The organism is Collinsella sp. OM06-18AC (genome assembly GCF_003438785.1).
Classification (GTDB): domain Bacteria; phylum Actinomycetota; class Coriobacteriia; order Coriobacteriales; family Coriobacteriaceae; genus Collinsella.
Genome location: NZ_QSTX01000004.1, coordinates 23,228 through 37,641 on the forward strand (window position 1 = coordinate 23,228; position 14,414 = coordinate 37,641).

The following is a 14,414-nucleotide window of genomic DNA, read 5'->3' on the forward strand; positions in this document are numbered from 1 at the left end:
GGTATGCTGTCCCAGTCCTACACGTAGAACAGAATGTCGTCGTAGGTCGGAACCGGCCAGTAGTCGGCGGCCACGATCTCCTCCATTGCGTCCACGGCGGCACGCAGCGTATCCATAGCGGGAACGACCTCGTGCGCGTATACGTTGGCCTGCTCCTGGCCATCGAGAGCCTCGGCCTTCTGATGCACGGCGTCGAGCGCCTTGATGGAGTCGTTGATGGTGGTGATACCGTTGCAGAGCTTGTTGAGCGTGTTCTGCTCGCACTGCATGGCGGCCTCCGCACCGGCGGCACGAATAGTCTCAAGGCCCTTAGCGACCTTGGTGGCATAGGCGGTAATGACCGGGCGATAGGTACGACGCGCCTCGCGAACCATCGTGGTGGCCTCGATGTTCATGAGCTTGTTGTACTTCTCGAGCTTGCAGTCGTAGCGGCACTGGGCCTCGGCCTTGGTCAGGACGCCCGTCTCCTCAAAGAGCGCGATAGCCTTATCGGAAACAAAGGCGGGAAGAGCGTCGGCCGTGGTCTTGTTGTTGGCAAGGCCGCGCTTCTCGGCCTCGATGGGCCACTCGTCGGAGTAACCGTCGCCGGAGAACAGGATGCGCTGATGATCGGTCAGCACCTTCTTGCAGTACTCGAGCGCGGCGTCCTGGAACTTATCCTCGGGCGTACCCTCGAGCTCATCGGCGAAGGACTTGAGCGACTTGGCAACGGCGGCATCGAGCACCAGGTTGGAGTCGGAGACGTTCTGCTCGGAGCCGCAGGCACGGAACTCGAACTTGTTGCCGGTGAAGGCGAACGGGGAGGTGCGGTTGCGGTCGGTGTTGTCCTGCATCAGCTTGGGCAGGGTATCGGCGCCCAGGTCGAGCACGCCGCGCGTGGCATGGACGGAAGCTTTGCCATCGATGATCTTCTCGACGACCTCGGTAAGCTGGTCGCCCAGGAAGATGGACATAATCGCCGGAGGAGCCTCGTTGGCGCCCAGACGATGGTCGTTGCCGGCCGAGGCGACGGAGGCGCGCAGGAGCTCCTGATAGTTATCGACGGCCTCGATCACCGCGGTGAGGAAGACGATGAACTGCAGGTTGTCGAGCGGGGTGTCGCCCGGATCGAGCAGGTTCTCGGACTCGGTGCCAAGCGACCAGTTGTTGTGCTTGCCCGAACCGTTGATGCCCTCGAAGGGCTTCTCGTGCAGCAGGCAGACCAAGTCGTGGCGGGAGGCGATGAGCTTCATCTTCTCCATCATGACCAGATTCTGGTCGATGGCCTCGTTGACCTCGCCGTAGACAGGGGCGAGCTCATGCTGGCAGGGAGCGACCTCGTTGTGCTTGGTCTTGGCAGGAATGCCAAGCGCCCACAGTTCATCGTCCAGGTCCTTCATATAGGCCGAGACGGTGGGGCGGATAGCGCCAAAGTAGTGCTCCTCGAGCTCCTGGCCCTTGCAGGGAGCGGCGCCAAAGAGGGTGCGGCCGGTGATGACCAGGTCCTTGCGCTTGCGGTAGGCGTCCTTCTTGATCAGGAAGTACTCCTGCTCATCGCCCACGGAAGGAACGACCTTCTTGGGGGTCTTGCCAAACAGCGCCAAAACGCGCTTGGACTCACGCGAGAGCGCGGTCATGGAGCGCAGCAGCGGGGTCTTCTTGTCCAGGGCCTCGCCCGTGTAGGAGCAGAAAGCCGTGGGAATGCACAGGACATCGTCCTTGATAAAGGCGGGGCTAGTGGGATCCCAAGCGGTGTAGCCACGGGCCTCGAAGGTGGCGCGCAGGCCGCCGTTGGGGAAGCTGGAGGCGTCCGGCTCGCCCTGGATGAGGTTCTTGCCCGTAAACTTGGTAATGGCGGTGCCGTCGTGGTTGGGCTCCAGGAAGCTGTCGTGCTTCTCGGAAGTAATGCCCGAAAGCGGCTGGAACCAGTGCGCGTAGTGCGTCGCGCCCTTGGAGATGGCCCAGACCTTCATGGCATGGGCAACGGCGTTGGCCACATCCAGGTCGAGCGGCTCACCGCCCTCGAGGGTTGCAGCAAGGCGCTTCCAAATGTCCTTGGGGAGGTAGTCCTTCATGACTTCCTCAGAGAACACCATGGTCCCGAAGCGGTCAGTAAGTTCGGCCATACGGAACTCCCTTCGTATCGGCACCGCGTGAGAAGCGGTGTTGATTACTAACGAACGAGTCATAGATTAGGCTCGCCGTGTTTCCGCGACATTACCGTTGTGTTGCTGTCGCGAAACCAATCAATGAGGTTACCGCATCACAGCGGCGCTGCCGCCCTTAATGGCCAATCAACTGTATAAATTGCAGACCTCTCCCCATGATTTAAGGGCAGCCAATTTGAGACAGGGCTTTCTTAACTGGTATTTCGCATCAGATACCATTCAATATAGTCCCATCTTAGATTGACTACCCTGTTATAGGAAATGCCGATAGCGAAGCATTTTCGATTGGTATCCCCAAATAGCAAGAAAAACTCCACCTTAGCGCAGTGGTGCTGTAGAATCCTTGCTACAAAAACATCGCACCCAGGCATCTAAAGGAGCACGATATGCGCGTCGACGAGGTTTTTAAGCAGGCAGCATCCCAAGGCACCACGCCCATTTCGTTTGAGATGTTCCCGCCCAAGGGTGAGCTTACCCTCGATACGGCTCGCGAGGTGGCAGGCAACCTGTGCAAGCTTTCGCCGAGCTTTGTCTCGGTCACCTGCTCGGCCGGCGGCTCTGGCAACGGCGCCACCACCGCCCCCATCGCGCATATGATTTCGAGCGAATTCGACACGCCCTCGGTGGCGCACCTTACCTGCGTGGGCCGCACGCATGCCGACATCGCCGCCAAGATCGACGAATACCGCTCCGCCGGCGTAGAAAACATCCTGGCCCTGCGCGGTGATCTGCCCGCTGGCGCGACCGAGGATGACAAGCCCGCCTCGGACTACGCCTACGCCCGCGAGCTCATCCCCGAGCTTGTCGACGCCGGCTTTTGTGTGGGCGCCGCGGCCTACCCCGAGGGCCACATTGCCTGTGAGGACCTCAACGCTTCGGTCGAATACCTCAAGCAAAAACAGGACGCCGGCGCGAGCTTCTTTGTGACGCAGCTCTTCTTTGACAACGAGTGCTTTTACCGCTTCCGCGAGCTTGCCGACAAGGCAGGCATCACGGTGCCCATCACCGCGGGCATCATGCCGTTTATGGGCAAGTCCCAGATCAGCCGCATGGTCTTTATGTGCGGCGCGTCGCTGCCCTCCCCCGTCATCAAGATTCTCGCCAAGTACGAGAACGACCCCGAGAGCCTGCAGGCAGCCGGTGTAGATTATGCCGCCCGTCAGCTTTGCGACCTTAAGGAGCACGGTGCCGCCGGTCTGCACCTGTACACTATGAATCGTCCTGCGATCGCCGCGACCATTATGGAGCGCCTGGGGTAATGGAAAAACCGCACATCGATACAACCGCTGTCGAAGTGCCGGCCGACCTTGCGTCGCCGGCGCTTTACCGTGTCGATGCTGCGCACCATCCCCGTGTCGACCGTGCCGAGATGCTGCGGTATCTGGGTTACGGCGGCCAGCAGATTGAGCCCGAGCTGTCACGACGTATTGAGCTTGTGGTCGAGCGCCTTGAGCTGGACATTGAGCCCCGCGGCGTGCGGCGCGTGTTTACCGTCGATGCCACGGGCGTGGACGAGCAGGGAGAGCCTTGCATTCGCTTGGTCGGCACCAACGTTGAGCTGCGCGGTCGCGACATCTATCGACATCTCAAAGACGCCCGCTTTGCCGCGCTCATGGCATGCACCCTCGGCATGGACGCCGAGCGTCGCCTGCGTACCACGGGAGCCCAGCAGCCCCTGGAGGGAGCTGTGCTCGACGCCGCATGCTCTGCCTATGTAGAAGCCGCCGTCGAGCAGATGGACCAGCAGGTTAAGGCTGCGGCCGCCGCACACGGACTCGCCGGTAACTGGCGCTTCAGTCCCGGCTACGGCGACTGCCCGCTTACGGCACAGCGCTCAATCGTGGACGCGCTCAACGCCACGCGGCTCATCGGGCTTACCGTCACGCCCACCAGCCTGCTCATGCCCACCAAGAGCGTGACCGCGGTGATCGGTCTGTTTGACGGCGAGGTCCACGACGCCCAGAGCCGCCCCACCTGCAATATCTGTCGCATGCGCGAGCACTGTCGCTTCCGCGCCGCCCACACCACCTGCTATTCCAGCCATTAGGAGCTCATTGATGTTTACTCCGCTTATCACTCATGATCTGGACGGTGCCGCGCTGGCGGCGCCCGTTGATGCTGCCCGCCGCAGCGGCGCTGCATACAAGACGCGCACAATCGACGGCCTTCGCATTAAGGACGATCGTCTGCGCGCCGCCATCGAGGGCACGGGACACCTGCTGTTCGACGGCGGCATGGGCACCATGCTGCAGGCCGCTGGCATGAAGGCGGGCGCCCTGCCCGAGCTGCTCAACTTTGAGGAGCCCCAGGTTATCACCGATATCCAACGTCAATATGTCGAGGCAGGCTGTGACGTGATCACCGCCAACACCTTTGGCGCCAACGCGCACAAGCTCGATGGCGCCGCCACCGTGGCAGATGTCTTTGCCGCCGCTGTCGCCTGCGCCCGCGCGGCCGGTGCCCATTACGTCGCCGGCGACATCGGCCCCATCGGTGCGCTGCTTCGCCCCCTGGGCACCCTCAGCTTCGACGAGGCCTACGACCTCTTTGCCGAGGAAGTGCGCGCCGGCGTCGATGCGGGCGTGGACCTCTTTATTATCGAGACCATGACCGACCTTGCCGAGATCAAGGCGGCCGTCCTCGCCTGCTGCGAGAACTCCGACCTGCCCGTCTTTGCCACCATGACCTTTGAGGAAGACGGTCGCACCTTCCTGGGCACGAGTCCCGAGGTTGCCGCCATCACGCTCGATGCCATCGGCGCCGACGTTTTGGGCATCAACTGCAGCCAGGGACCGGCCGAGCTCCGAGGACTCGCCGCTCGCATGCTCACCGTTACGGACAAGCCCGTTATGGTGCAGGCCAACGCAGGACTGCCCCACGTGGACGACGACGGCAACACCGTCTTTGATATCCAGGCGCCCGAGTACGCCGTGGCCGTCGCCGGTATGATTGAGGACGGCGTAAGCGTCGTGGGCGGCTGCTGCGGCACCACGCCGGCGCACATGGCAGCGCTGCGCACGCTTATCGATAACCACGCGCCCAGTCCGCGCCACCGCAAGCCCAGCATGTCGGTCACAAGCGCCCAGACCGTGGTGGACCTCCCCTGCGACGGCCACAAGATCGCCGTCATCGGCGAGCGCATCAACCCCACCGGCAAAAAGCGCCTGCAGCAGGCCCTGCGCGACGGCGATCTGGACTACGTGGTGAGCCAGGGCATCAGCCAGCAGGAGCAGGGCGCCGACATCCTGGACGTCAACGTGGGCCTGCCCGAGATCGACGAGGTCAAGATTATCCAACAGGCCACCGAGCAGCTCCAGGGTTCCACGCTGCTGCCGTTGCAGATCGACTCCACCGACCCCGCCGCCGTCGAGGCCGCCGTACGTCGCTACGCCGGCAAGCCCATCATCAACTCGGTCAACGGCAAGCAGCAGATCATGGACGAGATCTTCCCGCTGGTCGCCCACTACGGCACCAACGTTGTCGGCCTTACGCTCGACGAAGGCGGCATCCCCGATACCGCCGAGGCCCGCTTTGCCATCGCCGAGCGCATCGTGGCCGAGGCCGCCCGCTACGGCATCGGCCCGGACCGTATCCTCATCGACTGCCTGGTCATGACCGCCTCGACCAATCAACGCCAGGCCGAGCAGATCCTGCGCGCCATGTCCCTGTGCAAGGAGCGCCTGGGCGTCAAATGCGCGCTCGGCGTGTCGAACATCAGCTTTGGCCTGCCCGCTCGCCCGCTGCTGGGTTCGGTCTTTTTGGCCGCCGCCTTTGGCGCGGGCCTCGATGCCCCCATCATGAACCCGGGCTCCAAGCGCTTTATGGACACCGTCTACAGCTATCGCGTCCTGAGCGTTGAGGACGAGGGCTCGACCGGATACATCGAGCGCTATGCCGGCTGGACCGATCCGTATAAGATCGCCGCCAACCCGGCAGCAGCTCAGGCCGCATCGACCGACACCGTGCCCGCTGCCGGCACCGCCGGCACCGACGGCAACGACGACCCGATTCGTCGCATGGTCGTCTCGGGCCGCAAAGGCGAGATCGCTGCCGAGACCGAGCGTCTGCTGGCAGACCACGACGCCATGGACCTCATCAATAACCACTTTATCCCCGCCCTCGACGAGGTCGGCGTCCTCTTTGACCAGGGAAAGTTCTTCTTGCCGCAGCTTATGGCATCGGCAGAGGCGGCACGCATGGGTTTTGACACCATCAAGCGCCTGATGCCCGCCGGCGAGATTGCCGATAAGGGCAAGATCTGCGTGGCCACCGTCAAGGGCGACATCCACGATATCGGCAAGAACATCGTCAAGATGCTGCTCGACAACTACGGCTATACCGTCTTTGACCTGGGCCGCGACGTCGACCCGCAAGAGGTGCTCAAGACCGTCAAGGAGCGCGATATTAAGCTCGTCGGTCTCTCGGCGCTTATGACTACCACGGTCGTCGCCATGGAAGAGACCATCAAGTTGCTCCATGCCGAGGTTCCAGGCGTCAAGATCATCGTAGGCGGCGCCGTACTCACCCCCGAATACGCCAAGCAGATTGGCGCGGACTACTACGCCAAGGACGCCGCCGAAAGCGCTCGTATCGCCGAAGAGGTCTTTGGGCAGTAACACAACGGAAACAACCGAGCACCAAAACGTGCCGCATGCGCCACTTGGCACGTGCGGCACGTTAGAATAGAAAAGACTATGCTCGTTTTGGCAGATAGGAGCGCAAGGATGGCGATCACGCCCGCAGAAATCGCGGAAACCCGCGGCATGGTTGAGGAGCAGAACCTCGACATCAGGACCATCACCATGGGTGTTTCGCTCATGGGTTGCGGTGACGAGAACCTCGACCGCATGTGCACGAAGATCTACGACCACGTGACGCACACGGCTGAGCATCTGGTCGAGACCGCCGAGAACCTCGAGCGCGAGTACGGTATCCCCATCGTCAACAAGCGCGTTTCCGTCACCCCGGTGGCGCAGATCGCCGCGTGCTGCAAGGATGAGGACCTCACCCCCATCGCGCATGCCCTCGACCGCGCGGCCGAGACGCTCGGCATCGATTACCTGGGCGGCTTCTCCGCACTCGTCCAGAAGGGCATCGGCGACGCCGACCGCCGCGTCATCCAGTCCATCCCCCAGGCGCTCGCCACCACGAGCCGCGTCTGCTCCAGCGTCAACGTCGCCAGCCTGCGCGCCGGCATCAACATGGACGCCGTGCTTATGGCCGCCCAGACCATCATCGATGCCGCTAAACTCACGGCCGACCAGGATTCCGTCGGCGCTTCCAAGTTTGTCTGCTTTGCTAACATGGTCGAGGACTCCCCGTTTATGGCGGGCGCCGTCCACGGCGGTGGCGAGGCCGACGCCGTCATCAACGTAGGCGTCTCGGGCCCCGGCGTTATGGCCGCAGCCCTGGAGACGCTGTCCGATTCCGCCTCGATGATGGAAGTCGCCGAAAAGATTAAGCAGACCGCCTTTAAGATCACCCGTGCCGGCGAGCTCATGAGCCGCGAGGCCGCCCATCGTCTGGGTGTCGAGAAGGGCATTGTCGACCTGTCGCTGGCTCCCACGCCTGCCATCGGCGACTCCGTCGCGCGCATCCTCGAGATCATCGGCGTGGGCACCTGCGGTGGCCCGGGCACGACTTGCGCGCTCGCCATGCTCAACGATGCCGTCAAGAAGGGCGGCGTCATGGCCAGCTCCAGCGTGGGCGGTCTTTCCGGCGCCTTTATCCCCGTGTCCGAGGACGCCGGCATGATCGCCGCCGTCGAGGCCGGTGCGCTTTCGCTCGAGAAGCTCGAGGCCATGACCTGCGTGTGCTCCGTTGGCCTGGACATGATCGCCATCCCCGGCGACACCCCGGTCGAGACCATCGCCGGCATCATCGCCGACGAGATGGCCATCGGCGTCATCAACAACAAGACCACGGCCGTCCGCGTGATTCCTGCCATCGGCAAGGGCGTGGGTGACTGCGTCGAGTACGGCGGCCTGTTCGGCCGTGCGCCCATCATGCCGGTGAACCCCAACGCCGGCACCGTGCTTGCCCATCGCGGTGGACGCTTCCCGGCGCCGCTGAACTCGCTGAAGAACTAGCTGAGGGGGACTGGCGAGGAGCCCCGGGGAGGGCAAATATATAAGGTCGCCTGCTCGGACAGTCCCGGCTCGCACGGAGAGCACATTAAGTGCTCTCCGGCTCGTGCGGAACTCGCGATCGACCTTATATATTTGCCCTCCCCGGGGCTCCCGCACAACGGGACCTCAGTTGGGTTCTATCCCGGTTGCAGTTGCTTCGCTCCTGCACCACTTGGCTGGTGCGGCGGTTTGGCGTTGGAACAGTTCTTTTTCTGATATATGCTTGTTGCGGCTCTTCTTTTGGGAGGAGCCGCTTTTTTGTTGTGAGGGGGATGGCCCGTGGCTGATGGTGTAATTCAATCTGAGCTGCTTTCTGCGGATTGGAATGGCGAATGGATGCGTCTGCAAGCTGATCGGCGGCGGGCTGATGATTCTTTTGAATGGGATAAGCGGGCTCGGCATTTTCGGCCGTTGGAGACTGCCCCGTATGCCCGGGACTTTATGAAGCTGTTGGCGTTAAAGCCTGGTGAATCGGTGCTGGATATGGGGTGTGGGGCTGGGTCGATTGCTATTCCGCTTGCTCAGGCTGGGCATCCTGTGATTGCAGCCGACTTCTCCCCCGCTATGTTGGGCACCCTTGATGCCGGCATTGAGTATTACGGGCTCGAGGGGCGCATAACGCCGCTTGAGCTTGCTTGGGATGATGATTGGGATTTGGTTGGACCGGTCGCGAAAGCGGTGGATGTTGCCTTTGCCAGTCGGTCGGTTACGACGACCAATCTAAAAGATGCGCTTGCCAAGCTTAATCGAACGGCTCGTCGGCGTTGTGCTGTCACGATGGTCGCCAACTCCAGCCCGCGCTATGATCTGCACTTGATGAACGCCATCGGCGCCTCGGTTACCTGCAGCAATGGCTTTGTGTACGCCTTTAACATTCTCATTCAGATGGGTGCCCTGCCGCAGGTCACGTACTTTGAATCGCCTCGTCGCGATACCTTCGATAGCCTTGAGGCAGGCGTGGCGGACTTTTCCCGCATGCTTGAGCATGGCAACGAGGATAAGGTCGACCGTCTGCGCGACTACATCGCCCAACACATGATCGAGAATCCCCATGCCGGTGAGCCGGGCTCCAAGGGCGTGCCGCAGGGGTGCTATATGCTCGACCATATCCGTAAGGTTCGCTGGGCGTTTATTGCATGGGAACCGGTCTCTGAATCCCGCTCGTAGCCCGTTCACAGCCCGAGCTGCCCATCACCTCGGCATCCGCATTCTTTGCGAACTGGGCAAACGCGCCCCACACCGCGCCGTTCCTGCGCTATCGTGGGACAGCTCACGTAGATTAAGGCCCCGTCGCGGGGCGCCCCATACATAGAAAGCGAGAACCCATGGCACTGACAGGAGCCCAGGTCAAGCAGCTTCGCAGCATGGCCCATCACCTCAACCCCGCCATCATCATCGGTAAGTCCGATGTCAACGAGGGCACCGTCGAGCAGACGGTCGCCTACCTGGAGAAGCACGAACTCGTTAAGTGCTCCGTGCTCGATGGCTCCAGTCTTTCCGCCCGCGAGGCCGCCGAAGAGCTCTCCGAGCGTTGCCACGCCGAGGTCGTCCAGGTCATCGGCCGCAAGTTCTCGCTGTATCGCGAGTCCTCGCGCAAGGACATCGAGAAGATCAAGCTCGTCTAAGAGCCAATGATCCGGCGAGCCAACACATAGCAAGCTTACGGGTGCCCAAGTACTTCGGGCGCCCGTTTTTTATCGCTCGACCAGCACGCGATTGAGCCGCCCCTCCACCAAGCGCTCGTATAGACGCCGCGTCTCGGGCTCGGGTACGCCATTGACCTGTTCCCTCAGATGGTGCATATGCCCGCTATACAGCTCGACGATATCGCGCCGCCGCCCCGCCGCACTGTAGACGCGCATGGCACAGCGCACCATATCCTCGCGCGCCGTTTCCTGCCGAAGCCCCGACTCCGCCAGCCAAATCGCCGACTGCAGATCGTTTTCTTCTAGAGCGGCATTTGCTCCCTTAATCATGCAATCGATGTACTTTGACTGCATAATGCGTCGCATACGCAAAAAGTAGGTGGGGTTACAGCCATTGGGAACATACAGCGGCCCGGCATAAAGCTGCTCAATCTTAAGGCACAGCTCAACTAAATGGGGCCCGCGCGCACCCGTGCGATTTCCCAAAACCTCGCGGCTTATCTGGTCAAACAGCCGTACATCGGTCTTGACGTAGTCGCCGTTGAGTCCGATGCATTCATTTTGGATGAGCACACACGACTTGCCATCCGGCGTCGGGCCCAAAGCCGACCGTAAGCGCGATATCGTCGAGTACAGGTTGTTGCGGGCGCTATTAAACTCGGCATGGGGCCACAGCTCCATTGCCAGCGTCTCGCGGTCGACGAGCGCATCCATGCCCAGTGCAAGCCGCTCGGCAAGCGTCGCCGCCTTCTTGCGGCGCCACATTTTGTCCGTAATGGGAAACCCGTCGCGCTCGGCGCGAAACGCACCAAACATGCGAATCTCGATATGGTCGATGGTATCAACGGCTTCAACCTCGCCGGCCTGAAATAAGCGCTCGCCCTCCCCTTCCAGATCATCGCGCAGCGAGTACCGCGACAGCTCGCGCACGGGGAGCTTCTTGCGAATCCTGGTCGCCGGCTCGCCCAGACAATGCATGGCAAGGCGCGCAAAGAGCCGATACGATGGCTCCAGAATCCCCGCACGATTCATGGACATCCAGGCCGCAAGATCGCTGTCTCGGCCCGCACAGGCCAAATGCAGCGCCACCATCCAGGCCTCCGCTCCACCAACCTGCGTCTGGCTTATATCGAGTAGCTCCGCTTCCTCGCGCACCGAAACCATCGAGGTGTTACGCAGATACGCCGCGCGCTCCAACAGCAATGCGTTATCGCGCATGTACGCAATCGACTCCTCGGCAAGTTTGAGCACTTGGACCGCACGGAACTTTGCATTAACCGGCCGTCCCTCTGCCAGCGACTGCCAGCCTTCTAGCAACAGGCCAAACAGCTGAATCTGGTTGTCGCGCATGCGCACGGCAAAACGATCGAGCTCGTTGAACGCCGCGTCGTCGGTTACCGGCAAGCCGGAAAGGAGCCGCCGTGCCGCCAACACCATGCGCACCCAGATAGCCATCGCCTTGAGCCCACGTACGTCGAGCGCCTCCCGCACCACCGTCATCTCGTCGTCGCGCTCGTCGGTTCCCGCAAACGACCCGTCAAAAAGCTCCACCAGCATGCTGTCGGCCCGTATAACAATCCCCGCGATGTCGAGCTCGCAGTCGTAGGCCTTGCTCGTTTTGAGCTGCTGTAGAACGCCGCCGTCATCTCCCCGCTCGGTCAGGCAGCGCTTGACCTCGATATGCGCAGACAACATATCGAGCGCGGTATGGGATGTCTCGATTTCTGGCACGGCCAGGTTCGTAGGAAGCCCAAGCCCGTTGTCCCCATAGCAAACAGCCGTCAGTGTCTGGGCCACCCTCCATGAAACAGGGTCTATTTCGCAGGCCGCCCGTTCGCCCCCGCGCTCGATGACCGATGCCATATAGCGAGCGAGCTTTGTATTGGACACGCTGACCGCTGCCAGATATACGCCAAGCGCCTCGGCAGGCGTTGGCTCTGGAGCCGGATCCTCGGCATCGATCGTGCCCAGCGCTGCTCGGCAGATATCGGCCCCGTGCCCCGTCAGAGCCAGATCGACCCCATACTGCCCAGCAAGTTCAAGGACCGCATCACGGTCCAAAAAGGCGTCCGCCAGGCCCATCGCCGCATCGCATCTACCCGCCTTAAGCAAAATCCGGGCCGCCCTCGGAACAAGTTCGGGGCGAACCTCGGCCACCAACTTGCGCAAGCGCAAGCGTCCGTTATCCTCCGTGCCCAGACACGTAAAACTCCGCTCGGCGGGATCCAAGCCAAAGATCGGGTAGTCGCGTACAAAGTAGGACTGGTCGACCATCGATAGCCTCACCCCGCAAGCCTCGAGTTCTGCGATATTGCCCTCGCCCATCAAAATCATGAGACATGCCACGCAAAACAGTGCATTATTGTCGAGCGAAGCCAGATCGACAAGTGCCGCGCCATATACGTTGACAATCTCGTTTTCGAGCAGACCGGCTACGTCGCCTTGGCCATACAGACCCGTCTGCAATGCCGAAACGAGCTCGGGCACGCCCTGCGTGAGCTGATAAAAGTCGAGCGATGTGCTGATCGAAAACGCCGATGCCCACGCCGAATACTCATAGGCATGCACCTTGAGCATCTGCGCATTGATCTTAACCGAATCGCCCAGCCCATGAATCAGCTGACGATTTGAAGGACGGCAGGAGATAAAGACCCCTACCCCCATGGCGCGCAGGCCGCGAATCCTGTCGATGAGGTCTTCGGTATCGTGCTGATCGAGGTTTGGCACATTATCAATCGCGATAAGGGAGTGCGGTTTGTCTTTGAGTTCTTCGGTAACCACCTCGAGCTGCATAAACACCTCGCGCCCAGTGGCGCGATCGGCCTCGATAATCCGCACGGGACCTCGCGTCGGGTCGCATTTAACCTCATGGGTGTACTGCAGCAGCACCGAGGTCTTCCCAAACCCGTCGGGCGCATAAAGAACCACGATGCCGGCCTTTCGGCCCTTGGCGAGAAGCTCATTCATCAAGCGTTCGCGTCGCACCATATAGCCTCCGCCCAGCGGCATCAGCTCGAGGTCGTCTATACTGCTCAAATCGTTTACCATGCCCGCTCCTCAACTCGACCGTATGGACACTGTAACCGCAAGACCATACAAGCCGCGCTATGTATAGAGCGACCTTGTGTTTTAGGTTGTCTTTTGGTACGCAAGCGGCAAGTTTTTGTACAGCGAGGGCCGATTGTTATTAATCCCCCGACTAATCGGTCTTTAAGCAGGTAAATGAGCTTGTCAGCTTGTCCCATCTAAGCGGCAGTGTAACGCAGATGAACAAGGTTCAGCTATGTCATTCAACTCGCCTAGCACCCGCTACCGTCTACGACCTTTTAGTGGCATTTTTGCATAGAATCTGGTATGGAATGAATCAAGCTGTTGGGCATCCGGCATTCGTCAAGCTTGCGACAAGATTTTGGTCAAGTGGACAGAAAGGGATAGCAAAAAGGCCCCCGCAAAGCGGAGGCCTTAGGCAAGGCTATGTCGAGATGCAGGATTCGCGCTACTCGCAGAGCGAAAGGGCGGCCTCGTCGGCAACGACAACGCAGTTGGTGTGCAGCTGCAGGATCGAAGCCGGGCACGCGGGCGTAACCGGACCGTAGCACATGTCATGCACGGCCTGAGCCTTAGCCTCGCCGTTGGCGACGACCAGGATCATGCGGGCATACATGATGGTCTGGGTACCCATGGTGTAGGCCTGACGAGGGACATCGTCGATGCTGTCGAACAGGCGGCTGTTGGCCTGAATGGTGCTCTCGGTGAGGTCGACGCAGTGCGTGCCCTTGGAGAAGTGGTCATCGGGCTCGTTGAAACCGATGTGGCCGTTGTTGCCAATGCCGAGCAACTGCAGATCCGGGTAACCGGCGGCGGCGACGATCTTGTCGTACTCAGAGCAGGCAGCGGCGGCGTCGGGGTTGGAACCGTCGGGCACATGCGTGTTGTTCAGGTCGATGTTGATGTGATCGAAGAAGTTCTCACGCATGAAGTAGTGATAGCTCTGGGGATCGTCGTGCGAAAGGCCGCGATACTCGTCCAGGTTGTAGGTGCTGACCTCGGCAAAGTCGACGTCGCCCTTCTCGTACCAAGCAGCGAGCTGCTTGTAGGCACCGATCGGGGTGGAGCCGGTGGCAAGGCCCAGCACACAGTCGGGCTTGAGGATAACCTGCGCCGAGATGATATTGGCGGCCTTGCGGCTCATATCCTCGTAGTCTTTAGCTTTAATGATCTTCATTACGCGTCCTTTCTCGTACAAGAGAGGCAAGGCTCCCCTTACAAGCACTTGCCCGCGGCCCGCGTCGGCCGCAACCAACGTGTGCGGCCACCAGGGCGAGGTCGCGTAATGTATGTGTCTCGTGTCTAGCCGCGTCGAGGCCCCTGCCCGTCCACGGTGACCCGAAGCCTTTTAGCTTCGGACAAATCCCATCTTGCCACGGAGGGCGTCCTCTTTCAAGGGCGCCCTCCGTAAACGTGTTTGAATTGTAGGCTAATGGCCACGTGCA

Annotated in this window: 9 protein-coding genes; 6 read left to right on the forward strand and 3 right to left on the reverse strand. The window is 61.1% G+C overall.

Annotated features, from left to right (window positions below):
- Positions 1–17: 17 nt before the first annotated feature.
- Entirely contained in the window at positions 18–2,105 is a 2,088-nt protein-coding gene (locus DXB86_RS03500) for a glutamine synthetase III (RefSeq protein ID WP_117736160.1), read from the reverse strand.
- A gap of 428 nt (positions 2,106–2,533) precedes the next feature.
- Here DXB86_RS03500 and DXB86_RS03505 point away from each other — a divergent pair, with 428 nt between their 5' ends.
- From DXB86_RS03505 to DXB86_RS03530, 6 genes are all read left to right on the forward strand, one after another.
- Positions 2,534–3,406: a methylenetetrahydrofolate reductase gene (locus tag DXB86_RS03505; protein WP_117736161.1), complete on the forward strand. Its 873-nt coding sequence runs from the start codon at positions 2,534–2,536 to the stop codon at positions 3,404–3,406.
- Positions 3,406–4,194 carry a hypothetical protein gene (locus tag DXB86_RS03510; protein WP_117736162.1) on the forward strand — a complete coding sequence of 263 codons (789 nt, stop codon included), beginning with the start codon at positions 3,406–3,408 and terminating at the stop codon, positions 4,192–4,194. The genes DXB86_RS03505 and DXB86_RS03510 overlap by 1 nt, the downstream gene beginning before the upstream one ends.
- A 10-nt stretch (positions 4,195–4,204) precedes the next feature.
- Positions 4,205–6,763, forward strand: a complete 2,559-nt coding sequence (locus tag DXB86_RS03515) for a homocysteine S-methyltransferase family protein (RefSeq protein ID WP_199410978.1) — start codon at positions 4,205–4,207, stop codon at positions 6,761–6,763.
- Between the two features lie 108 nt (positions 6,764–6,871).
- Positions 6,872–8,236 carry a PFL family protein gene (locus tag DXB86_RS03520; RefSeq protein WP_117736163.1) on the forward strand — a complete coding sequence of 455 codons (1,365 nt, stop codon included), beginning with the start codon at positions 6,872–6,874 and terminating at the stop codon, positions 8,234–8,236.
- 318 nt (positions 8,237–8,554) lie between these two features.
- Entirely contained in the window at positions 8,555–9,442 is an 888-nt protein-coding gene (locus DXB86_RS03525) for a methyltransferase domain-containing protein (RefSeq protein WP_233504132.1), read from the forward strand.
- Positions 9,443–9,600: 158 nt separating this feature from the next.
- On the forward strand, positions 9,601–9,900 hold the full coding sequence (locus tag DXB86_RS03530) for a YhbY family RNA-binding protein (RefSeq protein ID WP_117563618.1): 300 nt from the start codon (positions 9,601–9,603) through the stop codon (positions 9,898–9,900).
- 69 nt (positions 9,901–9,969) lie between these two features.
- Here the strand turns inward: DXB86_RS03530 and DXB86_RS03535 are convergent, their stop codons facing one another.
- Positions 9,970–12,969: a BTAD domain-containing putative transcriptional regulator gene (locus DXB86_RS03535; RefSeq protein WP_117736164.1), complete on the reverse strand. Its 3,000-nt coding sequence runs from the start codon at positions 12,967–12,969 to the stop codon at positions 9,970–9,972.
- A gap of 448 nt (positions 12,970–13,417) precedes the next feature.
- On the reverse strand, positions 13,418–14,146 hold the full coding sequence (gene nagB / locus DXB86_RS03540) for a glucosamine-6-phosphate deaminase (RefSeq protein WP_055251013.1): 729 nt from the start codon (positions 14,144–14,146) through the stop codon (positions 13,418–13,420).
- Positions 14,147–14,414: the final 268 nt, after the last annotated feature.